At 60.0% G+C, this 22,259-nt stretch carries 25 protein-coding genes and 2 pseudogenes; 12 read left to right on the forward strand and 15 right to left on the reverse strand.

What is annotated here, in order from left to right; all coding sequences use genetic code 11:
- Positions 1-51 precede the first annotated feature (51 nt).
- Positions 52-348 (forward strand): adenylate cyclase, encoded by a 297-nt coding sequence (locus tag AC1D05_RS29810; protein ID WP_477445681.1) that lies wholly within the window; start codon positions 52-54, stop codon positions 346-348.
- Between the two features lie 59 nt (positions 349-407).
- On the opposite strand, the gene AC1D05_RS29815 is transcribed toward AC1D05_RS29810, so the two are convergent.
- The 3 genes from AC1D05_RS29815 to AC1D05_RS29825 form a co-directional block, all read right to left on the reverse strand.
- Positions 408-659, reverse strand: coding sequence for a hypothetical protein (locus tag AC1D05_RS29815; RefSeq protein ID WP_477445683.1), 252 nt, complete (start codon positions 657-659; stop codon positions 408-410).
- A gap of 115 nt (positions 660-774) precedes the next feature.
- Positions 775-1,029: a hypothetical protein gene (locus AC1D05_RS29820; protein WP_477445685.1), complete on the reverse strand. Its 255-nt coding sequence runs from the start codon at positions 1,027-1,029 to the stop codon at positions 775-777.
- Between the two features lie 142 nt (positions 1,030-1,171).
- A complete protein-coding gene (locus tag AC1D05_RS29825; RefSeq protein ID WP_477445687.1) occupies positions 1,172-1,828 on the reverse strand; it encodes a hypothetical protein in 657 nt (218 codons plus the stop codon).
- 200 nt (positions 1,829-2,028) lie between these two features.
- On the opposite strand from AC1D05_RS29825, the gene AC1D05_RS29830 reads away from it, so the two are divergent.
- Complete coding sequence (locus AC1D05_RS29830; RefSeq protein WP_477445689.1) at positions 2,029-2,841, forward strand: hypothetical protein; 813 nt, start codon at positions 2,029-2,031, stop codon at positions 2,839-2,841.
- 61 nt (positions 2,842-2,902) lie between these two features.
- On the opposite strand, the gene AC1D05_RS29835 is transcribed toward AC1D05_RS29830, so the two are convergent.
- The 5 genes from AC1D05_RS29835 to AC1D05_RS29855 form a co-directional block, all read right to left on the reverse strand.
- The gene (locus AC1D05_RS29835) at positions 2,903-3,280 is read right to left on the reverse strand and encodes a hypothetical protein (RefSeq protein ID WP_477445691.1); all 378 of its coding nucleotides are present in this window, start codon (positions 3,278-3,280) and stop codon (positions 2,903-2,905) included.
- A 21-nt stretch (positions 3,281-3,301) separates the two neighbouring features.
- Positions 3,302-3,475, reverse strand: a complete 174-nt coding sequence (locus AC1D05_RS29840) for a hypothetical protein (RefSeq protein ID WP_477445693.1) — start codon at positions 3,473-3,475, stop codon at positions 3,302-3,304.
- Between the two features lie 144 nt (positions 3,476-3,619).
- Entirely contained in the window at positions 3,620-3,928 is a 309-nt protein-coding gene (locus tag AC1D05_RS29845; protein ID WP_477445695.1) for a hypothetical protein, read from the reverse strand.
- Positions 3,929-4,140: 212 nt separating this feature from the next.
- Positions 4,141-4,623 carry a hypothetical protein gene (locus AC1D05_RS29850; protein WP_477445697.1) on the reverse strand — a complete coding sequence of 161 codons (483 nt, stop codon included), beginning with the start codon at positions 4,621-4,623 and terminating at the stop codon, positions 4,141-4,143.
- Positions 4,590-4,895 (reverse strand): hypothetical protein, encoded by a 306-nt coding sequence (locus AC1D05_RS29855; RefSeq protein ID WP_095081959.1) that lies wholly within the window; start codon positions 4,893-4,895, stop codon positions 4,590-4,592. Before AC1D05_RS29855 ends, AC1D05_RS29850 begins: the two co-directional genes overlap by 34 nt.
- 142 nt (positions 4,896-5,037) lie before the next feature.
- Between AC1D05_RS29855 and AC1D05_RS29860 the strand changes: the two genes are divergently transcribed.
- A complete protein-coding gene (locus AC1D05_RS29860) occupies positions 5,038-5,250 on the forward strand; it encodes a hypothetical protein (RefSeq protein WP_477445699.1) in 213 nt (70 codons plus the stop codon).
- Positions 5,251-5,520: 270 nt separating this feature from the next.
- On the opposite strand, the gene AC1D05_RS29865 is transcribed toward AC1D05_RS29860, so the two are convergent.
- From AC1D05_RS29865 to AC1D05_RS29880, 4 genes and pseudogenes are all read right to left on the reverse strand, one after another.
- On the reverse strand, positions 5,521-5,793 hold the full coding sequence (locus AC1D05_RS29865; protein ID WP_477445701.1) for a hypothetical protein: 273 nt from the start codon (positions 5,791-5,793) through the stop codon (positions 5,521-5,523).
- A 116-nt stretch (positions 5,794-5,909) separates the two neighbouring features.
- Positions 5,910-6,590 (reverse strand): hypothetical protein, encoded by a 681-nt coding sequence (locus tag AC1D05_RS29870; RefSeq protein WP_477445703.1) that lies wholly within the window; start codon positions 6,588-6,590, stop codon positions 5,910-5,912.
- Positions 6,591-6,723: 133 nt separating this feature from the next.
- Positions 6,724-7,422 carry a LamG domain-containing protein gene (locus tag AC1D05_RS29875; RefSeq protein ID WP_477445705.1) on the reverse strand — a complete coding sequence of 233 codons (699 nt, stop codon included), beginning with the start codon at positions 7,420-7,422 and terminating at the stop codon, positions 6,724-6,726.
- A 507-nt stretch (positions 7,423-7,929) separates the two neighbouring features.
- Positions 7,930-8,061, reverse strand: a pseudogene (locus AC1D05_RS29880) (PhnA domain-containing protein); the annotation flags it as partial.
- A 309-nt stretch (positions 8,062-8,370) separates the two neighbouring features.
- Here AC1D05_RS29880 and AC1D05_RS29885 point away from each other — a divergent pair.
- A complete protein-coding gene (locus AC1D05_RS29885) occupies positions 8,371-8,643 on the forward strand; it encodes a helix-turn-helix domain-containing protein (RefSeq protein ID WP_477445707.1) in 273 nt (90 codons plus the stop codon).
- A gap of 111 nt (positions 8,644-8,754) precedes the next feature.
- Positions 8,755-9,522 (forward strand): annotated as a pseudogene (locus AC1D05_RS29890) (YoaK family protein); the annotation flags it as partial.
- 275 nt (positions 9,523-9,797) lie between these two features.
- On the opposite strand, the gene AC1D05_RS29895 reads toward AC1D05_RS29890, so the two are convergent.
- A complete protein-coding gene (locus AC1D05_RS29895) occupies positions 9,798-10,544 on the reverse strand; it encodes a spermidine synthase (RefSeq protein ID WP_477445709.1) in 747 nt (248 codons plus the stop codon).
- Between the two features lie 256 nt (positions 10,545-10,800).
- Between AC1D05_RS29895 and AC1D05_RS29900 the strand changes: the two genes are divergently transcribed.
- Genes AC1D05_RS29900 through AC1D05_RS29930 form a run of 7 tightly spaced genes read left to right on the forward strand, consistent with a single transcriptional unit; the run spans position 10,801 to position 18,279 of the window.
- Positions 10,801-11,115, forward strand: coding sequence for a helix-turn-helix domain-containing protein (locus AC1D05_RS29900; RefSeq protein WP_477445711.1), 315 nt, complete (start codon positions 10,801-10,803; stop codon positions 11,113-11,115).
- Complete coding sequence (gene hyfB, locus AC1D05_RS29905; protein ID WP_477445713.1) at positions 11,112-13,133, forward strand: hydrogenase 4 subunit B; 2,022 nt, start codon at positions 11,112-11,114, stop codon at positions 13,131-13,133. Before AC1D05_RS29900 ends, hyfB begins: the two co-directional genes overlap by 4 nt.
- On the forward strand, positions 13,124-14,080 hold the full coding sequence (locus AC1D05_RS29910) for a respiratory chain complex I subunit 1 family protein (protein ID WP_477445715.1): 957 nt from the start codon (positions 13,124-13,126) through the stop codon (positions 14,078-14,080). The genes hyfB and AC1D05_RS29910 overlap by 10 nt, the downstream gene beginning before the upstream one ends.
- The gene (locus AC1D05_RS29915; RefSeq protein ID WP_477445717.1) at positions 14,080-14,742 is read left to right on the forward strand and encodes a hydrogenase-4 component E; all 663 of its coding nucleotides are present in this window, start codon (positions 14,080-14,082) and stop codon (positions 14,740-14,742) included. Before AC1D05_RS29910 ends, AC1D05_RS29915 begins: the two co-directional genes overlap by 1 nt.
- Complete coding sequence (locus tag AC1D05_RS29920; RefSeq protein ID WP_477445719.1) at positions 14,739-16,190, forward strand: hydrogenase 4 subunit F; 1,452 nt, start codon at positions 14,739-14,741, stop codon at positions 16,188-16,190. Before AC1D05_RS29915 ends, AC1D05_RS29920 begins: the two co-directional genes overlap by 4 nt.
- A 19-nt stretch (positions 16,191-16,209) precedes the next feature.
- Positions 16,210-17,727, forward strand: a complete 1,518-nt coding sequence (locus AC1D05_RS29925) for a hydrogenase large subunit (protein ID WP_477445721.1) — start codon at positions 16,210-16,212, stop codon at positions 17,725-17,727.
- 12 nt (positions 17,728-17,739) lie between these two features.
- Positions 17,740-18,279 carry an NADH-quinone oxidoreductase subunit B family protein gene (locus AC1D05_RS29930; protein ID WP_477445723.1) on the forward strand — a complete coding sequence of 180 codons (540 nt, stop codon included), beginning with the start codon at positions 17,740-17,742 and terminating at the stop codon, positions 18,277-18,279.
- Between the two features lie 594 nt (positions 18,280-18,873).
- Here AC1D05_RS29930 and AC1D05_RS29935 read toward each other — a convergent pair.
- The gene (locus tag AC1D05_RS29935) at positions 18,874-20,010 is read right to left on the reverse strand and encodes a porin (protein ID WP_477445725.1); all 1,137 of its coding nucleotides are present in this window, start codon (positions 20,008-20,010) and stop codon (positions 18,874-18,876) included.
- Between the two features lie 540 nt (positions 20,011-20,550).
- Positions 20,551-22,185 carry a tetratricopeptide repeat-containing sulfotransferase family protein gene (locus AC1D05_RS29940; protein ID WP_477445727.1) on the reverse strand — a complete coding sequence of 545 codons (1,635 nt, stop codon included), beginning with the start codon at positions 22,183-22,185 and terminating at the stop codon, positions 20,551-20,553.
- Positions 22,186-22,259: the final 74 nt, after the last annotated feature.

The raw sequence follows: 22,259 nt of genomic DNA on the forward strand, positions 1-22,259 counted from the left end.
CCAAGACTCCGAGCGCCCTAGAAATCAAACCGCTTTTTTGGGAGAACAACCATGAAACATCGTCTCATTCCGATAATGCTGGGCGTGCTCCTAGCCTCCGCTGGCACGGCTTTGGCTGCCAATGTCCACACCGTAACGGGTACGACAGGTCAGCCCAGCCAAGAGATCGGAACCGCCGAAACCGGAAGTGCCACCCCTGGCCACGCAAGCTCTGCTCCGGGTTCAGCCTTCAACCCCGATGGCAATGCGGGAACACATTATGCGGGCGAGCAGCCGCAGAACTCAAACAATCCGAAAAGCGTATCTCAATACGACGCGGCCGGCTTCCAGCAGTCCCATAACCATTAAGGGACTGCCGCAATCTGCGAACGAAAAAGCCCGCTACCGTTAGGCAGCGGGCCAGAATCCTATTCCGAAGGTGTTTCTTCAGGGACGGGCGGCGGCGTCAAAACGGTGATGTCCATTCTGGCGATCTTCGATGCGGCGTTACCCTGCGAATTGGGATCTGTGTCGCCTGTTTCGGCAACCATTGCCTTGGCGCGATGCCCTACGCTATCGGCACTCTTGCCCGGGGCGAACCCCTCGCTTGTGTCTGGCTTTGCAGCTTTCAATTGAGGTTCCGGTGTCTGCCGATGCTGACTTGCAATAACTGAAACCATCGATCCCTCCTTTTGGCGAGGCCACCACGATATCAGCTATGGCTGTTGCGAGACTTACCACGCTGAAAGCCCGCCACCGTGAGGCCGCGGGCCATTCCGCAAATTTGCGGTTTGATCAATGGCGCGTGGCTGACATCGCATCGAGCATATCCCAGGCGGCATCTCGGTCTCGATGCTTGCCGGGAATGCGAACCCAGCAACTTCTCGCGAAGATCCACGCTTGCAGATCGTCGTCGTCAGGATGAGTGTCGGTCATAAGCGCCGTCCAGTCCCATTTCCGGGCTTTGCGGCGCATCACGTCGATCACAAACCAGCCCGACGGCGGTTGATCACGTTCGTCTCGATCAATTCCCCTGGCTTGCTCGCTCATGATTCCACGAAGGCGGCGATCACCGCTTCCCTCGTCATCGTCCGGTGGCCGTTTGCTAGGTCGTAGCGGCGCATTGGCTCGGCTAGTGATATCGTCCCACCGCGCACGTAGCTGCCTCGTCCTGTCGGGATGAGCGCGATCATCATGCCGCCTCGCGGAGCGAAGAGAGGCACGCAACAAGATCGTCGCCATCTACGTCAACGCCCACGCGCTGGTGGCTGCGAAGAAGGCAATTAGCCTTGGCACGAACATCTTCGATCGTCCGGCAAGGATGGCGAAGGACAGCATAAAAGGCCTCCCTTGCGGCGGAAAAGGCTTCGTCGGTTTGACGGTACGCTTCGGGATGCCCGCTGGCCGCGATGACGGATTCTCCTTCTCGGAGCGATGCAAGCCCCTCGGCACCTTGTGCCTCAACCTCGCGCATCCATCTGTCGTAGGCTGGTCGGTTCATCATGCCGCCAGCAAAGGATTTCTCGATACTCTCCCGCTTGCGATCGATCTCAGCTTCAAGGGCCTTGGAGGTGCGGAAAACCATGGGAACGTGTGACCAACGGGAGCGGATGCCACCGGGCGCCTTCCACTCCGGAAAGAGCTTATCACCGAGAGCGTTGGCAATGGCGGCTTCGCGTGCCTCGCAAGCGCTGTAGTGGTCTTCGGCCGACTGGCAGGCCAAGAGAGCGTCTTGCAAGCTTGTCGTGATCGGCGACAGGACTGGAGCGGCCGGCGCGGCTGCAGCGCCGCCGATGGCCGGAATAGAGGCAATTGCGCCAAGCGCGGCGCGACGTGTCATCGTGGTCATTGTCTTGCTTCCTCTCCAATGGTTGAGGAAGCCAAGGCAACGCCTAGCGAATCGTGACGGGAATGATAAATCTGGTGTCGGTCACTTCGAGGCCCTGCAAGGCTTCCGGTGGCAAGTGCCCGTCGACTGCTTCCAACAGTCGGCGGGTGCGCATAACGTGCGCTGGTTCGGGGGAATCGTCAAGCGTGAGGGGTCCGGAGATGGCTTATAGCTTGCCCGATGCGTCGAGGGATCCACTGGCGGTTCAGGCCTCCGCATCGTTGATAGGGCTCTTCAAGATCAGAGATGCCGGTGGCAAAGCAGTTCCACCGGAGTCAATCGGATCGGGGACGCTGGCCAGAATGCCTGGCGAGGCATACGGCATTCTCACGGCCGCTCATGTGCTCGACGAGATCCCCGCTTCGGGCCTGCTCGGGTATATGATGTTCACGCGCCAAGACAGCCTTCAGCAGGCCAAGATAGACGCTCAGCTAACCCGGAAATTCTATGCTCCGGGCTGGGGTGGCGACGCTGTGATGCCTGACCTCGGATTTCTCCAGATTCATGATCTCGACGCGATGAGCACCATGAGAGCTCGCGGGGGTTCGTTCTACGATCTCGAAAAGGTTCGCGAAATTAGGGGTATGACCTCGGACCAACTGGCGTCGGAATATCTTGTTTCCGGCGTGATAGACGAGACCAAGATTGAAGTGCCAGCCGGCGACGGAATGCCGGAACGCACTGGCTTTACGGCAATGACTGGATACTGTGAAGACGTGGCTCCGAGCACGTTGAGCGGCTTTGCCATCCTAAACGTCATGGTCGATGTCGAGCATCATCCGACAACGTTCGGCGGCATGAGCGGTGGCGGTCTCTGGGTGCTCACCGCTCCTGATGGTGATGTCGACAGGCTGCAACGCTTCCTCATGGGCGTGATCTTCTATCAGTCTGATCCCACTGCTGACGGCAAACGGTTTATCCGGGTGCACAGCTTGGAGGATGTTAATCGCCTGCTCACATCTCAGTTTCGCTGAAATCGTCAAGCGCGCCCTTGCGGGGGCGAAGCTTGCGCGCGGTGGTCCGGTCGAAGAAACGCTAGTTATCTGTAAGGTAGGGCGTCGAAATTTGCGCAACACCTAGTCGCGCCCTCTCGCTTTGCGCGAACGCTGCGGCCTCACACTGCGCGCTGAATGCCTTGATGTGCACGACGCCGTTTTCGATCACACGAACGAACGGGCTGCCGCCTGCTGCGTCGAGTTCAACCGCCGTTTTCCAAGATTGATTGTCCATTTGCCCATACCCTATCCCCCCTGCAATCTGGGCGGGCAAGGCGGGCCTGTCAACTACAGGGTGTAGCGCATGATCCCGTTCTACCTCGCCGCCATCACCGCCACCATGCTCGCTGGCGCCGTCTGGCGCTATCGGCAGCGCGACATGAACCGGCATGGCCGCTTGCCTGCTGCTGGCCGGCATGGGCGCCTACCTGCTGATGAACTAGCGCCGCTTCGCCTTCGGCGTGATCTCCTCGACCCGCGCCTTTACGCCGTCCTGGACCATCGCCTGCTCGAGCGCTTCGGCCTCTGCCTTGTCCTTGGTGGTCAGGATGGTGCGCCAGTTCGGCTTGTCGAACACACTCACGATGTAGGTTGTGGCGGGCTTGTCGGTCATCGCGTTCCGGACGGAACATTGGGAAATGGCCCGGAACGCCTCAAAGTCGGGTGGACATCGGCGCGCCGGGCCATTTGCGGGGGGTATGGATTCGGGGGTTTTGCCCGCGTTGCCTAAGTTATAGGCATATTAGACATTGCTAAACTACGACTGAAGTCCCTTCCCTGCTTGATCGAATGTCGGCTTCCAATCGCGGTTGCGCTCCCGATTTTGGCCTTCATAGTCAGGGACGAAGGTGAAGAACACCGGCCGGCGCTCTCGGCCCGCGGCCTTGCAATGCGAGCAGACGAACAGTTCGACGAGATCCTCATGCATCGAGCCGTGATCAGACCCGAGCCTATCGATCTGCGCCTGAATATCGAGCTTGGTCGACTTGCAGCACATGGGGTGCCCGCAATTGACATACATCTTTTCGCGGGCGCCCAGGGTGTCGGCGAGGGTCTTTTGAGGCATGGCGATCTCCGTTGAAGGGTTCGCCGCACCGAAGGATTATATTCCTGATGCCGATCGCGATGGCAAGGGTTTGCTAGCGGTTTGCCGGGGACGAGAACGGAAAGTGAAAACTTAAGAGGGGTTTTGCCTTATCCCGCTACTTTGCGTTTGCGGCAAGTTGCAAGGGCTGGAACAAATCAAGAAGTCGCCGGGCGGCGAACCCCTGCGCTTGCTCATCCTAACCACCCGAACGTAAGGCTAACCATCACCACCGCGATCAGGATAGAAACCGGGATCGCGACGAACAGCCCGGCTTCCAAAATCTGTGTTTCTTTGTCTCTGAACATCAGGTGCGCCTTATCTTCGTTGAACCCTAAAGCTGCGAACCCTTGATTCGGTTCCGCCCCGTTGGCTCTCGTAGTCAGGAATGCAGGTGAAGAACGCCGGTCGCCTGTCTCGGCCCGCAAAAAGGCGCCAACGCACTCATCGGACTGTTCGAGGACGAGAGTGACGGGATCGCAAGGCAGATAGTGGCGCTGCTTCAACGGGTTGCGCGGTAAGGCGGCGATCCCTTCGCTCGAACGGCTTGCACACAACCGCGCGTTGGTTGCGGATCGGGTCGCGAAGGATTTGTCAAAGAAAAGCCCCGGCCTCCTTTCGGCGCAGTGCTCGACCTGGCCGGCTACCTTGCCACGAAGAGATTGCTCGCAATGCATTTATGGACCGGGCAATAATCTGTGTCGGTCGTCGGCACGCCTGCGCCAGTAGCCACCTCGCCAGGGCCGCATTGCTTCTGCCCGCTGACATAGAGGTCGTAGCGCGTCAGGCTGAGGTTGAATATGGAGCGGTAGCGAATGACGGTGGTGCCGTCCTGCTTCAGTAGTGCCTGAACTTCGGCGCAACTCAGGCCGGCGATATCCCTGCGCTCTTGCGCTTGAGCCTGCACCACGAGGAAGAGTAACGGAATTGCAATCGCGATCGGTTTCATGGCGCCCCACCAGCGTTTTCGCCCGACCGATGGTGTAGACTTGGCCAACCGATATGAAAAGCCCTCTGCCTAACGAGGCCGGGGGCCGCGCCAGACTCCTTAGCCGAAGATCTCGATCCTTCTAATGGGACAGGGAAATAAGATGGCCCAGACAATCCGGTTCGCGATGTTTGCGGTTTCGGCCGCTGTCGCCGGCCTGGCCTTTTTTGCCTTGCATTCCTTCTGGACGTGGACCGTGCCGCTCCTGATCCTCTTCGCCGGCTCCATGCTTACCGAATACGCCTTCAACCGGCTGGCCTCGAACGAAGAAAAGCAGCGCGATCTGGAAGATCGCGTGCGCAATCCACCGACGTAAACCAATGGAAACCTCGCAATCGGCCTTGCCGTAGCCGGGGTTCCGACCCTGCAGGCCCAACAGCGCGTGTCTTCCCTTGGTTGCTGTCTCAGGCCGCCGATGCCTGCCGCGCGTCCTGGCGCCCGCCTGTGGCCAGCGCCATGTGCCGAGACAGGCCCTTCTGCTTATCCAGCCAAGGCCCGAAATGACCACGCGGCAACGTCGCCTTTTGGTGCAGGAGCCAGCGGCCGATCGCCAGCTTCTGCCCGTCGGATAGATGGCCGCGCGGGATCACACTCGAGTCTCGGCCGGCGCCGGATCTGCCAGCGGCACGACATTGCTCGACGACATCAGCGCCAGATAGGCCTTGTGCACCTCGGCCTGCTTGTCCGCCGGCAGCTTGCTGAATTGCCTGATGGTCATACCGCACCCCAAGGCCAGGACAGCGGTCTGCCTCTCATCGCCGCGAAGGCGTCTCAGCCGCTGCGATTGCCATTGATTGGGCAGCCGATAGGTGCCGACGCCCTCGATCTCGATTTCGGTGAAGGGAGTCCGTGCGAGCATGCCGCGCCTCGATGTTCTGATGCGCGGACAAATTGCACGATTTCATGTTTTCACGCAACAATCATGCGCAATAGCGATCGGCCTCGGGCATTGGCCTTGGAATGGGCCATCGCCGGCTAGGCCGGCCGCAGCGCGACCGCAGCAAAAGCGGCAGTTGCGCTTCCCGAAAACCCAGCAGTCACGGATTGACGGGAGGTCGAGCTTTTTGATGCATGGATGCCAAGGAAGTCCTTACCGCAAAGAGCGTTGAAGTCCTCGGTGACATTGCTCAACGAGCCGGAGGTCGCGGGAGCGATCAGCGATATGAGGGCGACGCCCTTGGCCGGAATGGTGATGGAAATGTTGAAGTCCATTCCTGCGACAGCTGTCATAGCCGGGATCTCTGAAGCTCCTATCACGCGATAGACTTGGGTCGTGATCGACGGGTTGCCGCCCTCAAAAGTGTACACGATATTGGCCGATGTGGTGTTTTCCAACGCGTCGCCGGTGCCTGCGGAAACCATCCAGATCTCGGAATTGGCGCTATCGGGCACATCGTCGCTGCGCACCAGACGCCTCGCCGGAACGCCTCCAACTGTGACGGAATTCAGTGTCCGCACTTCGCCGAAGAATTTCCAGGAGATTTCGAGCCAGATATCGCGGTTGGCAGCGACAGGGCCAAGGCTCTTCGAAGGCGCTGTAACCCTGGGGCCAGCGACGAGCCCGCCAGAATTGTAGGACGAGACAGCCGAGACCGTGATCGGCGACGAAGTGCGTCGCGACTTCTCAAAGACAAGAATCGCCGCCGTGACTGCCAACGCCGCCAGGACAAGGGCAACGGCTATCCAGACAACTGACCGCCCTGAACGCATGGTTCGCCCTGACATCATCGGGAAATATCATGGAGGCAGTATGGTCCTTTGTCGATCTGTCTCGCCGCCATTTGCCGCCTCATGATCCGAAGGCTGCGGCACACATAGCTGTCGATGATGACGTCCTGGAGAAAGCCGAGGTCAGCCTAGAACGACAAAGCCAGCGCCAGGACGACGCCAGCGGACAGGGTGAAGGCGAGGAGTGGCATGGCGCCCGCGCCATCCTCGCCAAGGCCGCTGTCGGCGCCGTGAAACCGCTATCCGAGGCGTAGCGCGCTACGCCTTTGGTGATGCGGACCTCGTCGATCCATCCGTTGAAATTGAAGCCCGAGGTGTTGCCATCGGCGCCGATACTGAGAACCGCTCCTGAAGGATTTATCGTGCGGTGCGTGGTCGACGACGCGGTCATCGTGCCGTTGAGATACATTCGGTATTTCGACCCGTCATAGTCGACAGCAAGGTGATACCAGGCACCGGTCGATACGTTTGTGGAACTGACGAGGTCGGTCGTGGAGGCACTACCATCCAGCGATACGGTGAACTCCGGCGTTGCTCCGTTGATGCGCAGCAGCCAGGCGCGGTTCGGGAAGTTGGTCCACTGCGCAATGACGATCCCGTTGGTCCCGAGTGTGTTGGTCCATGCAAAGCATTCGACGGTAAACGCGCCGGTGAAATCCCAATCCGCGCTGTCCGGGAATGTGATCGCATCGCCTGTCGAGCAGCAGGGATGATGCGCCGAACTTGAATTGAGCCGTGTCGAGTTGGGCGTTGCCGGCAAATGTGGCTGCTCCGTGAGCGGCGGCGCTTTCGTCGGATGTCGCGACCGCGGCGTCGGCTCCCTCGAACCCCAGGAGCAGGACCACACTGGCGAAGTTGGGATCGGGTCCGCCACCACCGCCGGTGTTGTTGCGAAACCTGTGGACAAAAACATGCCGGTGCCTTTCAGCGTTCAGGGGTTGTCGACGATGTCGCCGGCCGAAGAGATGACGGCATCGATCACAAGCGCGTCATTGGTGAAAGCGCGCTTGCAAATGATCTGCCCAGCGCGTTCAAAGATCGCGAATGAATACGGTTCGGCGATCGATCGGGCGACATCCCTAGCACCAGCCGTGACATCGAACACAGCGCCCTGGATCATGTCGTCGATGTTGATGGTGACGATCTGGGCAGGGTCATAGCCGCCGCCATAAACAAACAGATCCGACAACAGAGCGTCGAGCCAGCGCAAGTCCCCATTGCTCGAGGAATTGAAGAGCGTGCGCAGCGGTTGGGCGATGAACTGGCTGGTGAGGCGGATGCTCTTGATCAACGTTCCACGTTTCAGGGTGACGGAGGTGCCCTTGACTTTGAGATCCTTGATGAGCGTGACGGAATCTCCCTCGCTCAGCGGAGCGCCGTTGCTGTCTTTGACCTTCATGATTTCGCTTCCTGCCTTTGTGCATTCAGGCCGTTGAGGAGATCCGCGAACTCCTCGGCATCCTGCTGATTCATTCCAATGATGGTGCGGCTGCCCCATCTCGGCGGGCCGCCCCGTGTGTGCATCGCTGACGGTCCAGGTGCCAGCCGGCTCTCGGCAAGGTGTGTAACGTTGAGTCATCCGGACACGATAATCGCCGAGCTTCTCCGCGCCAAGGGCAGATCATTATTTTCCGCTCTATATTGATGTTTCATACGTCAATGATACTATCATGAATATCATTTCTCATATTCAGACACTGATGCCTTGATGATCATTGCTTCCCAGCTTCGTGCCGCCCGCGCCCTTCTCAACGTCGACCAGAAAACCTTGGCGGAAATGGCAGGCGTCTCGCTGCCAACAATCCAACGAATGGAAGCCAGCCAGGGCAACGTGCGAGGCGTTGTCGATAGCTTGATGAAGGTGATCAACGCGCTGAACCGCGCGGGCGTCGAACTTCTCAGCGAACATGTGCGCAGCAACGATGGCGGCCGCGGCGTCAGGTTCCGGCATCCAGATACGCCGTTGGGCAGGCCGAACTAGATCATGCAATAAGCCCTCGGCGCCACGCATTCTCCGTCCTTCGACTTCCTTCTTCCAGAAACAGACAATGAGCCTCTCCCGGCACATCAGCTTGCGGTCCCAGTTTTCCGCATGGAAAGGCAAGGTTCGCTCATGATCATGTATCTGCGCCGATTGACCGGAAAGGAACGAAGCGAAAGAACCGATCGGCATCTCGCCCGTTTCCTGACCTTTGTCGCAGGGGCGGCCAATGCTGGCGGCTTTCTGGCGGTTCAGCAGTACACGTCCCACATGTCCGGCATCGTTTCGTCGATGGCCGATCATTTGGCGCTCGGCAACGTCGAACTGGCGCTTTCCGGGTTGGGGGCCTTGTCGTCATTTGTCGCAGGTGCGGCCTGTTCGGCGGTCTTGGTCAACTGGGGAAGGCGGCAGAGCATGCAGGGCGAGTATGCGTTTCCACTGGTCCTGGAAGCGATCCTGCTGATCTGCTTCGGTCTGCTCGGCAGCCATCTTGCGCGCCATGAAGCCCTGTTTGTGCCAATGACGGTGATGCTGCTTTGCTTCATCATGGGCTTGCAGAACGCCATCATCACCAAGCTGTCGGAAGCCAGAATCCGGACGACGCATGTCACTGGTCTGGTGACTGATATGGGCATCGAACTCGGCAAGCTGCTTTATTGGAACATATCGGGGGATGACTCCGACCGACTGTTCGTGAAAGCGGATAGAAGGAAGCTGAGACTGCTCGCGTCCCTTGTCGCATTGTTCTTTATCGGCGGTGTCAGCGGCGCCCTGGGTTTCAAGCAGGTCGGCTTTTCAGCGACTCTGTTTCTCGCAGCCATTCTCCTTGTGCTGGCCTCCATGCCCGTCTTGGAGGATATCTCTGTTCGCATGAGGCGGCTCTGGCAGTAGCTCGACAGGGCTTTGCCGTCTGCGGGATTTGGCATTCGAAAAGACGCTGTTCTTAAATTCCGGCAGCTATCTGATTTGGCCGATCCTGAAGCCGGAACACGATGAGACCGGCCCCAACGGCAAGAGCAAGCGAACTCAGCCATACCCACTCGTAGCGTAGAGTGAGGTCGAAGAGATAGCCGCCCAGGAACGCGCCCGCGGCGGCTCCAATCGAATGACCTGCCGAGATAAGGCCCATTGCCCGCCCCATGACGGCAATCGCTTCATGCTGCCCGTCGCGGTACGTGCCAAGGCCTGAACGCCAGTTGGCTAAGGTCATCAGCAATCTCGTCTGCCCCAACCGATGGCGGTATCAGCAATATTGGCTGAACGAGATCGCGCACCTTGCCTGCCATGACGAGCGCGTTGCGATCCGGAGTGCCGCGGGTGTCGAGCAGTCTCACATTCTCCCAGATATTGCTGAGCTTCGCGGCAACCCGATCCGGCATGGTGTCCAGGTCGTGGCGAGCGTGAACATTCCCGATCAGAATCCCTGAGGAATTGTTGAGACGTGTCTGCGCCAGACCGAAGAATGTCTCGGCGCACAAGTGATCCGGAATGCGCCGCCCGGAATATGCGTCCAGAACGATAGCGTCGTAGCGCTGACGGCCGGCGCGCAAAAAATCCCGCCCATCAGAGACGCAGCAGCGAATCCCACGAGGCAGCCCAAAGTACTCCTGGGCGATCTGGAAAGCCTTTGGATTGATGTCGACGATCGTGACTCCGACGCCAAGCCTATCCAGCATCGTACCCAGGCTGCCGCCGCCACAACCGATCATCAGAACATCGGACGCTTGCGCTTGTGCGAGAAGACCAAAGATCGCGTGTATGTAGGGCACGACGCTGATGCCGTTCGGGTCGCACTCGCTTTGATAGCAGCCGCCCTGGCGATAAATGAACGAACCGGAGTCCTTGGTCCGCAGCACCTCGATGTTGCCGAAATCGGTATGGTATTTTGCAATCCGGATCATGACCTTGTCACTACAGCCAATTCCTAAATCCGCTGCTCCACCGGCTCCACGAACTTTCTTCCCGCAAGCACCTCACGCGGTCCTCCGTCATTGCAGCAGGCTCCGCTTCGCACTGGCCGGACACCCAAGGAGAGAAAGCTCTGTGCAGCTCCAAGACAGATGCGTTACGCATCATTATTTGAATGCTCCGCATTTTAATATATGCTGCAACGCGTAGAGATAATATCTCAAAGCTGATCAAAAAGGGGATGCGACCGTGATAACTGCTCCACAGTTGCGTGCCGCGAGGGCGCTCCTTGGCATCGACCAGCGCAGGCTTGCCGAATTGTCCGGCCTTTCCGTGCCGACAATTCAACGCATGGAAGCCAGCGAGTCGATTATCCGGGGCAACGTCGATTCTCTCATGAAGTTGATCGGAGCACTTGATCTCGCCGGCGTCGAATTGATTGCCGAGGGCGCTTCCAGCCAAATCGGCGGACGTGGTGTGCGGCTTAAAGCAGATTTTGATCCTGCCAAGATCCTCGGCGGGGTCGATGCGGGCACCAAATTCGCTGTGAGGAGCGTGGCGTGATTTCGGGGGCCGCGGTCCTCCTGTGGAGCGTTGCCGCGCTCCTGGGGACTGCGGTGCTTGCGATTGCAGAAAGCCGCAGGTCGGGCTCGGGAACGCGCCTGATCTACACCTTGACGCTGGGCATATCGGCGGCCGTTCTCCTGGTTCTCGCAAGCCGCGTCGTCGATGATCCCGTCTCTCCGTCAACAGCCGTGTTGCCCCTCGGGTTGCCATGGATTGGCGCTCATTTCCGTTTGGATGCGCTCTCGACTTTCTTCCTCGTCGTCGTCAATTTCGGCGGCGCCATGGCCAGTCTTTACGGCCTCGGCTACGGCAGGCATGAGTCTGCGCCACATCGGGTGTTGCCGTTCTTCCCGGCCTTCCTCGCTGGAATGAATCTTGTCGTGCTGGCCGACGACGCCTTCACCTTCTTGTTTTCCTGGGAATTCATGTCGCTTGCCTCGTGGGCGCTCGTCATGGCGCACCATCGCGAACAGGACAATGCGAGGGCGGGTTACATCTATCTTGTGATGGCGAGCTTCGGCACACTCGCGCTGCTGCTTGCGTTCGGCCTCCTGTCCGGCCCTAGCGGAAACTACACATTCGAAGCGATGCGCGCTGCCGCGCCCACCCCGTTCGTCGCAGCTTTCGTTCTGGCTCTCATGCTGCTGGGCGCGGGCTCGAAAGCTGGACTCGTCCCGTTACACGTTTGGCTCCCGCTCGCTCACCCGGCCGCGCCAAGCCACGTCTCGGCTCTCATGAGCGGCGTCATGACCAAGGTCGCCGTCTATGGCTTCATACGCGTTATTTTCGATCTGCTCGGTGAGCCGGCATGGTGGTCGGGCGTCGCCGTGCTTTTCCTCGGCGGCCTGACGGCAGTTCTTGGTATCCTCTACGCGCTGATGGAAAAGGACCTGAAGCGGCTTCTTGCCTATAGCACCATCGAAAACATCGGCGTGATCTTCGTAAGCCTTGGACTGGCGCTTGCCTTTAAGGCGAACGCGATGCCATCGGCTGCAGCGTTGGCCCTCACCGCCGCGCTGTTCCACGTCCTCAACCATTCCTTTTTCAAGAGCCTGCTGTTTTTCGGCGCGGGCGCCGTGCTAACGGCGACAGGCGAGCGGGACATGGAGAAGCTGGGCGGTCTCATTCATCACATGCCGTTGACCAGCTTTGTCTTCTTGATCGGCTGCGTTGCCATCTCCGCACTCCCGCCCTTCAACGGGTTCGTCTCCGAATGGCTGGCTTTTCAGGCCATATTGCAGAGCCCCGATCTGCCACAATGGGGACTGAAGGTCATGGTGCCTGCCGTTGGCGGTGTGCTGGCACTCTCGGCGGCACTGGCCGCAGCCTGCTTCGTGAAAGCGTTCGGGATCACATTCCTCGGCCGGCCACGAACCTCAGTGGTGGAACACGCGCATGAAGTTGACCGCTTCTCGCTGGCTGCAATGTTCACTCTCGCCACACTTTGTCTGCTTGCGGGCATTTTGCCGGGCGTTGTCATAGACGGTCTTTCACCAGTGACTACGGCGCTCATTGGCAGCCGAATGCCCGTGCAGATGGCGCAGCCCTGGCTGTCGATCGTGCCGATCGCAGCAAGCCGCAGTTCCTACAACGGCCTGCTGGTGTTCCTGTTCATCGCGTTTTCTGCATCCGCCGCGGCCTATGTGATCCATCGCTTCGCGTCGCACGCACTCCGCCGGGGGCCAGCCTGGGGTTGTGGTTTTCCGGATGTGATCCCGAACTCGCAGTACACGGCAGTCAGCTTCGTACAGCCTATCCGCCGCGTCTTCGGCACGTTCGCATTCCGTGCAAGGGAAACGGTCGAAATGCCGGCACCTGGCGAAACCGGTCCGGCGCGCTTGAACGTCGAGATGCATGATGTGATCTGGGAGACATTGTATTTGCCGATCGGCAAGGCCCTCGACTTTGCGACCGACCACCTGAACCATCTGCAGTTCCTGACGATCAGGCGCTATCTGACCCTTGTCTTTCTCTTTCTCATTGTCTTGCTCCTGGTGCTCGCACTATGGCCCTGATCCTTGAGTTGGCCGTTCAGGGCGCACAGATGATACTGGTGCTTTTGCTGGCGCCACTCCTGACCGGGTTCGTGCGCAAGGTGAAGGCGAGACTGCTCCGGCGTAAGGGACCACCCCTGATCCAGCCCTACCGAGATCTCTTGCGGCTGATGCGCAAGGAGGTCGTTCTGGCAGACAACGCCTCCTGGCTGTTTCGCGTAACCCCCTATCTGATCTTCGCCGCCACCTGGGTCGCGGCTGCGCTTATCCCGACATTCGCCACCGGGCTCACCTTCAGTTGGACTGCGGATCTCATAGCCATTGTCGCACTCCTGGGAAGCGCGCGTTTCTTCCTGGCGCTGGCGGGGATGGATGTCGGCACCAGTTTCGGCGGTATAGGCTCGAGCCGCGAGGTGATGATCGCGTCATTGGCCGAGCCCGCCATGCTGCTGATCGTGTTCAGCCTGGCGCTCGTTGCCGGAGCAACGCAACTCTCGACGGTCGCGGCCTTCATGGGTTCGCCGCAGGTTGGCCTGCGGGTATCGCTCGGGATGTCGCTCATCGCCCTCGTGATGGTGGCGATCGCCGAAAACGCCCGCATACCAGTGGACAACCCATCGACCCACCTGGAACTCACCATGGTTCATGAGGCGATGATCCTCGAGTATTCCGGCCGCCATCTGGCGATGATCGAGTTTGGCGCCTTCCTCAAACTCCTGCTTTATGTGTCGCTGATTTCCTGCGTCTTCCTCCCCTGGGGGCTGGCTAGTGTCGGGGCTGGCCCGAAATCACTTGCTCTGGGTGCTGTGGCCTATCTTGGCAAACTTGCCTTGTGCGGCATTCTCCTCGCCGTGTTTGAGACCGCCATCGCCAAGATGCGTGTCTTCCGCGTCCCGGATTTCCTCGGAGCCGCGCTGATGCTGGCGCTACTCGGCACGCTCCTGCTGTTCGTCTCGCGGAGCCTGTGATGCACAGCCTCACCTTCGACATCGCTCACCTGCTCGCTGGCGGCCTCGTCCTTGTCAGCTTCATGATGCTGTACCAGGATCGCCTCTTTGCCCTGATCAACGTCTTTGCGCTTCATGCGATCGTGCTTGCCTTGTCCGTTGGCTGGCAGGCCTACATCCAGGACGCGCACCACCTTTATATCACCGCGGGCATCGCCCTCATCTTCAAGGCGATCATCATTCCCGTCGGCCTCCATCGCATCATTCAGCGGCTCGGCATCCATCGCGACATCGAGACAGCAGTCGGTATCGGCCCGACCATGCTGGCGGGAATAGGCCTGGTGGCCCTCTCCATGGTGCTGATGCTGCGGGTCACGCCTGAGGCTGACCCTCTCGCCCGCGAGGACCTGGCCTTCGCGCTGTCCATCATATTGCTCGGGCTGCTGGTGATGGTCACCCGCCGCAACGCCGTCAGCCAGGTTGTCGGCTTCATGTCGCTCGAGAACGGCCTGGTGCTGGCCGCCACGGGCGCCAAGGGGATGCCGCTGGTCGTCGAGATCAGCGTCGCCTTCTCGATCTTGATCGCCTTCATCGTCATCGGCGTCTTCCTGTTCCGCATTCGCGAAAGGTTTGACTCGGTGGATGTCGGCGCGCTCGACGACTACAGGGGCGAACGCCGATGACCGCGTTTTCCTCCGATGCGGTGGCCGCAATATTGCTGATACCCATCGTCGCGGCCGCACTTCTGGCGGCGCTGCCGAACTATCGGATGACTGCCCGCCTGAATGTCGCTGCGAGCTTCCTGACTTTGCTCGCAGCGCTGTCGCTGTTCATCACGGATCGGCCAGAGCCCGGCCAGTACCTGCTCGTCGACGATCTCAATATCGTATTCATCGTGCTCAACACGTTCGTCGCTTTCACGACCAGCGTCTTCAGCGCCTCCTACATCGCACACGAACTCCATACCGGGCGACTGACCGCGGCGAACTTGCGGTTCTACCACGCAATGTACCAGATCATGATGTTCGGCATGAACCTCGCGTTTGTGTCGAACAATATCGGCTTGATGTGGGTGGCGGTGGAGCTTGCCACGCTGACCACCGTGCTCATGGTCGGCATCTACCGCACGCATGAGGCGCTGGAAGCAGCCTGGAAATATTTCATTCTGGGAAGCGTTGGCATTGCGCTTGCCCTCTTCGGCACCATCCTCGTCTACATGGCCGCGCAGCCGGTCGTCGGCGAGGGAACGAATGCAATGGTCTGGACAGTGCTCATCGCGCACGCAGCACACTTCGACCCGGCTCTGCTCAACGTCGCCTTTGTCTTCCTGCTGCTCGGCTATGGGACGAAGGTTGGCCTTGCCCCGTTGCATGCCTGGCTGCCCGATGCCCATGCCGAAGGCCCGACGCCGATTTCCGCGGTGCTGTCGGGCCTGCTGTTGAACGTCGCGCTCTACGCCGTGCTGCGCTTCAAGCTGTTGCTCGCCGCAAGCCCGGAAGCAATCGCGCCTGGGCCGCTGATGATCACAATGGGGCTGACGTCGCTTGTTTTCGCGGCCTTCATGCTCTATCGCCGCCGCGACATCAAACGTCTCTTCGCGTATTCGTCTATCGAGCACATGGGCATCATCGTGTTCGCTTTCGGCATGGGTGGCCCGCTCGCCAATTTTGCCGGACTGCTGCACATGGTCATGCACAGCCTGACCAAATCGGCGATCTTTTTCACGGTCGGCCACATTGCCCAGGTCAAGGGAACACAGAACATAGCCGAGATCCGGGGGCTGACGGAGACGCATCCGGGGCTTGGCTGGGCGCTCGTCATCGGCGTCGTCGCCATTGCCGGCCTCCCTCCCCTCGGCATCTTCATGAGCGAATTCCTGGTTGTGAGTTCGACATTTGCAAGACACCCCCTTTTGGCGATCCCGTTGGTGTTCGGGATTCTGCTCGCTTTCGGAGCCCTGCTGCTTCGATTGACCGGCATCGCTTTCGGCGAGCCGCGCGGCAGTACTGCGCCCGCCGAGGCATCCTACGTGCCGATGTATTCCCACTTGGCGCTGGTGTTTGCCGCCGGCGTTTACCTGCCACCACCGCTGGTCACATGGTTCCAGCATGTCGCCAACCTTCTGGGATGAAGCGGACGGGAGAAAAAACATGCCCGCACTGATCGACCTCATCCTTGCTGACAAACGGGTCAACCACCATTTCCCTTGGTCGCGCGCAATGGTGACTCAGAAAAAATGGAGCTTTGCCGTCGAGCAACTGGCTGAGGGTCTCTGCGGCTTGCTCGGTCTTTGGGGCGAGCCAGGCACCATCCACATGGCACTACTCGACGAGGCCGCCGGGGACATCGGCGTTGTTAGCCTGGTATGTCCGGATGGACGCTACCCATCGGTCGGTCGGCTGCATCCGCCCGCGTTGCGCCTCGAACGCGCAGCCGCAGACCTGTTCGGGCTCTTGCCACAAGGCGCGCCCGATACCCGACCGTGGCTTGATCATGGCCACTGGGGCGTCAGCTATCCGTTGAGTGCCCGCGTCCGGACGTCTGCTGCGACTGCGTCCCCCTACCACTTCCTGCCTGCCGAGGGCGAGAGCCTGCATCAGATCCCGGTCGGACCCGTGCATGCCGGCATCATAGAACCAGGACATTTTCGATTTACGGCGAGCGGCGAAACGGTCGTCCGGCTGGAGGAGCGCCTCGGATATACGCACAAGGGCATCGAGGGCTTGATGATGGGGTCCGATATCGACCGTGCCGCCAAGCTGGCGGGCAGAACCTCTGGCGACAGTACCGTGGCATACTCCCTCGCTTTCGCCCGCGCGGTCGAAGCCGCGCTGGGTGTCGAAGTTCCCCCACGCGCGATCTGGCTGCGAGCGCTCATGGCTGAGTTGGAGCGTCTGGCCAACCATCTGGGCGATATCGGTGCCATCTGTAATGACGCCGCCTTCGCGCTCATGCATGCCCACTGCGGCGTGCTGCGTGAGCGCGTATTGCGGGCAAGCGATGCTGCTTTCGGCCATCGCCTGATGCGCGACCTTATAGTGCCCGGTGGGGTAGCAAGCTTCCTGAACGATGAGGGGGCGACAGCGATCCAATCCCTGATCGCGGAGATTAGAGCACGGTTTCCTGCCCTGGTCGAACTCTACGATAACACGGCGTCACTTCAGGATCGGACAGTCGCAACAGGTCGGCTGAAGGTGGAGCTCGCTCGGCAGTATCGTGCCGGAGGGTACGTCGGCCGGGCCTCCGGTCGGGACTTCGACGCGCGGCGCAGCCTCACCTATCCTCCCTATGACGAGCTCACCTTCGATGTGCCTTTCCTCCAGGAAGGCGACGTGAACGCCCGTGTCTGGATTCGCATCCGCGAGGTCGAACAGAGCTTGTCCCTTGTCGAACAAATCCTGCGACAACTACCGGGCGGACCGATCCGCGTCAATCTTGTGCAGACAAGCGGGCCGCATGAAGGCATGGCGCTCGTCGAAGGTTTTCGGGGCGACGTTCTGGCCTGGCTGCGCATTGGCGAAGGCGGCATTGTCGAGCGCTGTCACCTGCGTGATCCGTCATGGTTTCAATGGCCCCTCCTTGAAGCGGCGATCGAGGGAAACATCGTCGCCGACTTCCCGCTGTGCAACAAGTCGTTCAACTGCTCTTACTCGGGCCATGATCTCTAAAGGTACGCTGTCATGCGCAAGCTGCTTTTTGAAAGCCTGATACGCCCCCCTCTCACCGAGCCTCCGCCGTTGTCAAGCAACACTGCGGTCGACGAACTCGCACGCGCCCTCGATGGAGCTGCTCACAAACGACTGGGGCGGAGCCTGTCGATCCGGGCGGTCGATGCTGGTTCCTGCAACGGCTGCGAACTTGAGATGAACGCGCTCAGCAACGCTTTCTATGACATTGAGCGTTTTGGAATCCGGTTCGTCGCATCGCCGCGCCACGCCGATGTACTGCTCGTCACCGGGCCGGTGACCAAAAACATGCGCGAGGCGTTGAAGCGGACCTACGACGCAACTCCCAACCCCAAATGGGTGGTCGCACTCGGAGATTGCGCCAGGAACGGCGGCTGTTTCGCTGGTAGCTATGCCGTGGTCCGCGGTGTGTCGGAGGCGCTGCCCGTCGACCTTCACATTCCAGGCTGCCCGCCACCGCCAATCGAAATTCTGAGGGGCTTGCTCGCCTTGCTCGAGGGGGTGAATTCAAAAGCTGGCGTTGCCGGAAGTTGACTGTCGATGTGGAGGGCTCTTATCGTCCAACTGCTTTCCTGCACACGCCGAGCCGATGATCGTACAGATTAGCCAAGGGAAACAAATCCCTGTCTGTCTGTCTGTCTGTCTGTCCAGTAGCTTTCCAGGCATCCAGCGCCCGATAGCGCTTCGCTGAGCAGGTTGTCGACATCAAGGAGGAATTTGAAAGGATGCTCGCCGCCAGTTCAAACGGGAGTCGGTTCAACCCTTGAAATTTTCGACTGGGTCGCGTGCCTCCGATAGCAGCAGAACGCTCGTCCGCCTCCGGTCGAGAGGGTGGCGGTCCCGCCGTGGTGTTTGACGCACCCGATGCCTGCCCTCGCGGCTTCCGGCCGCTGCTCTCGGCATGGGCACGGAGCGTCTCAGCCCCGTCGTCTGCATCTGTTACCACCATCGAAAGACCGTTCTCCGTCCGGCACTCGATGTTCAGCCCTCCACCGCTTGGTCCTGCGGCCACTGCCGCCACCACAGCGGCCGAGACAGCGCCAGTCACGGCGCTACGCGCCATGCCCGGCGCACACAAAAAAAACGGCCGGCTTTCGCCGGCCGTTCTCGCTCTAAACGTCTGAGCTATTAGAAGTCGCGCTGGAAGCGGATAACGCCGCCCCAACCGGACTTCTTACCAACGAAGGAGCCGTCTTCGACATTCACAGCGTTCACGGCACGAGTATAGTTCAGCTCCGGCTTAACCCAGAAACCGGGGACGATCGTGTACTGGATGCCGACAGAAGCAGCCGCTTCCTTATCCTCGTCATACGAGGCCTCGGCATAAAGCGCCGTCTTCTCGTTGAACTTGTAAGTGCCGCCGCCCCAGACAGCCCAATTGCCGCCCCAAGGCTTATAGTCATTCCTGAGGACGTTGTCGTCGGAGCCGTAGCCGCCCATGATGAAGACCGAGAAGGCATCGTTGAACTTGATGTCGGCGCGAAGCTTGCCGGCCCACTCTTCATAGACTGCGTTATAGGCAACGACGCCGCTCAGCGTACCCCAGCCCTGGGTGTACTTCAGACCACCCACAACGTGCGGCATATAGCTGTCGAGCATGTCGCTGCTATGCATACCCTCTTCGGCGCCGATGATTGCCGAGAAGCCGTTTCCAAAATCAAACGTGTAGTTGACCTGGTTCGTGTTGTCGTCATCGCCGTACTGAATGAACGAATCGTTGATCGCGGCGCCGGCAAAATTGGTCCAGCTCGCAAAGATCGAATCGTTGTAGCCGATCATGAAGCCGCCAAGCGTGATATACCCCGAACCCAGCGATGCGCCGTTGTTCTTGCCTGTAAAGATCCCGTCGTCGCCGTTTCTGGTGAGTACGGTGGGGTCGCCGATTGAGGTGCCGGACGCCGCATCAATGCCGATGTGGCTTTTCAGGGTGCCAAGCTCGGTTTCCGAGGCAGTGTCGACATTCAACTCGACCTTGGTCTGTTTATTCCAGGTTCCCTGCCACTTGCCGGTAAGCTTGTCTTGGTTCCAACGGCCGTCATAGCCGTTGTACTGGCTACCAACGCTGGCGGTGTAACGGACGTACCCGCCGATCTTCAAGCACGTCTCCGTGCCGGGAATGTAGAAGTAGCCAGCGCCGTAGACGTCGCAAATCTTGACGTATTCAGCGGGTTCCGGCTCGGCGACGACGACGGCGTCGGCGGCGCGCGCACCGGAAACTGCGATCAGGGCCGCAGCGGAGCCGAGGAGAAGGCTCTTGATGTTCATTTCTTGTGACCTCCAGTCAGAGAGACTTAAAAAAAGGGTCTGGGTTTCTTTGCTGAAGGAGCGTTCCCTGCCCCATCCCCACTCATGAAAAAGATGCGCATCGCGCCCCTTCCTCATCAGCAACATTACCGATGCCGCCGTGGCGTTCAACAAGGATCGTGACGGAAAAGGGGCAGTCAGGGTGCGATGCCGCAGCCATGTTGCAGAAAAGACACGAATTGAATGGGGCGGTTAAGAAAGCATTAGCGATTTGCGCAGCGGGTGGTGGTCGAGCACCGCCGTCTTGCGCGACTCAGCCAACCGGGTGCGCCTTAAGTCGGTTCTTTGTCAGAAGTGCCAGAACGAGGCGTGAGACGGGGATTCTTGTGGATGTTCATTCGGACCCTCCGGTGAGTGCTGAAGCCTGGCAACTCCAGTCCCCCCGGTCCGGTCCGAATGGACAACCTCCCGAAAGCTCACAACCAGTTCGCCCTCGCTTATTCGCTTCAATCGCCGGTAGGCTTCATTTATTCGGCTGCTCGGTCGCAACAAGCGGCGTTGCTATTTGAGCCGCTCCAGCAGCGGCTTGAGCCGGTCGCCGTAGCCTCTCCAAAGATTGACCGAGCCCTTATACATCGGCTGGCGCACCTGCGCGGCGGAAGCGGTTCGCACCCCCCGGTCGGCGTTCTGGAAGGCAAGCACTTGGTCGTTCCACGGCAGCCCGAGCCAATCGATGAGCGCGCGGCTCTGGCCTTCCTGGTCGGCGACGAAATCTTCGTATTGCACATCGTGCACCACGCCTGGCAACACCACGCGCCAGTGCGCCATCATGTCCGTGTAGAGGTTGTGAAAATCGGCCAGTTCCTCCAGATCGTACCCGTAAAGATGACCGTCGGCGCGGAAATGGGTCTTGTAGATGGACAGGCAGGTCGCAGCCGCACCGCGCGCGCAATGCACGATTTTCGCCTTGGGCAGCATCAAATGCAGGAAGCCAATCAGCAGGAAATTTCCCGGCATCTTATCGGTGATATGCCTGTGGCCCGGGTAACGGGCACGCAGCATATCGAGATAGTCTTGGCCGGCGTCAGCGAAGGCCTTGTCCTTCACACCCGCGAGTCCGACCGGAAAGCCGCCCTTTGCGTTGAGCGGAAAGGCTTTTGCCACGACAGTGCGCAGGATGGTTAGCTCCCCGGCGCCAAACACCTGCGGGTGGCTGGCAAGGATCTGCTCGACCAGCGTGGTGCCCGAGCGCGGCATGCCAACAATGAAGACCGGTGAGTCGTCCTCGATGCCGCTCGGTCGATGCTTCTCGACGAACTCCTTCGAGAAGGCCGACTTTATCGCGGCGAAGTCGGCGCGAGTCTTTTCCCCGTCATAGACGATGCCTGCACGGCGAATGCGGTTGCCCTCGGCGAAGAAGTCGAAGGCGCGGTTGTAGTCTTTCAGGTCATCGTGTGCCTTGCCGAGCCCGAAGGAGAGTTGCATCCGCTCAATGCTCCCCGCCGGCACGCGACCGTGCAACGCCTCCATCGCCTTCAACTCGACGTCAGGCTGTCTCTGTGGCTTCACCAGCGACAGCAATTGCCACGAGACAGCGCGGTCGGGATTGACGACAAGCGCCGCACGGAATTTTTCCGCCGCCTCGTCGATCCTCCCCTTCTCCATTAGAGCCACGCCCAGCAAATGCAACAGATCAGCGTCCTTAGGCCGGATCGCCAGCGCCTCGCTCAGCGCCGTGATCGCCTCATCCGTGCGCCCGGCCTCCTGCAACGTGTCAGCCAGGCCGAGGCGCGCGCGCATGTGGAACGGGCTGCGGCTGATCGTGCCGCGGAACACATGCTCCGCCGCCTCGAAACGGCCGAGCAGCTTCTCGGTAGCGCCAAGATTGTCGCGCATCGCGAGACTGTCCGGCCGAGCCGCGACTGCCTTGCGGAAGCTGGCGGCCGCCGCCTGTGTGGCGCCCAGGTCGCGCTGCACCGTGCCTAGATTGTTCAGGAAATCCGCGTTGTTCGGCTCGCTTTTCAGCGACCGTTCCATGAGCGTCAGCCCCTCGGCGCTACGTCCGGTCTGGTGCATCAGCAGCCCAAGAAAATGTTGCGCCGGAGCATGGTCACCGCGCCGCGCCAGCACCTGACGATAGATGGTCTCGGCTTCTTGTCGCCGGCCGGCCTGGTGCAGCGTCAAACCTTGACGCACTGCATCGTCCAGCCCGCCATGCGGCGGCTGGCCGCCACTTGCACCGTCCTTCGCGGCTCCTCTCCTCAATGCCC

It is taken from the genome of Mesorhizobium sp. P2_E9, assembly GCF_056403815.1.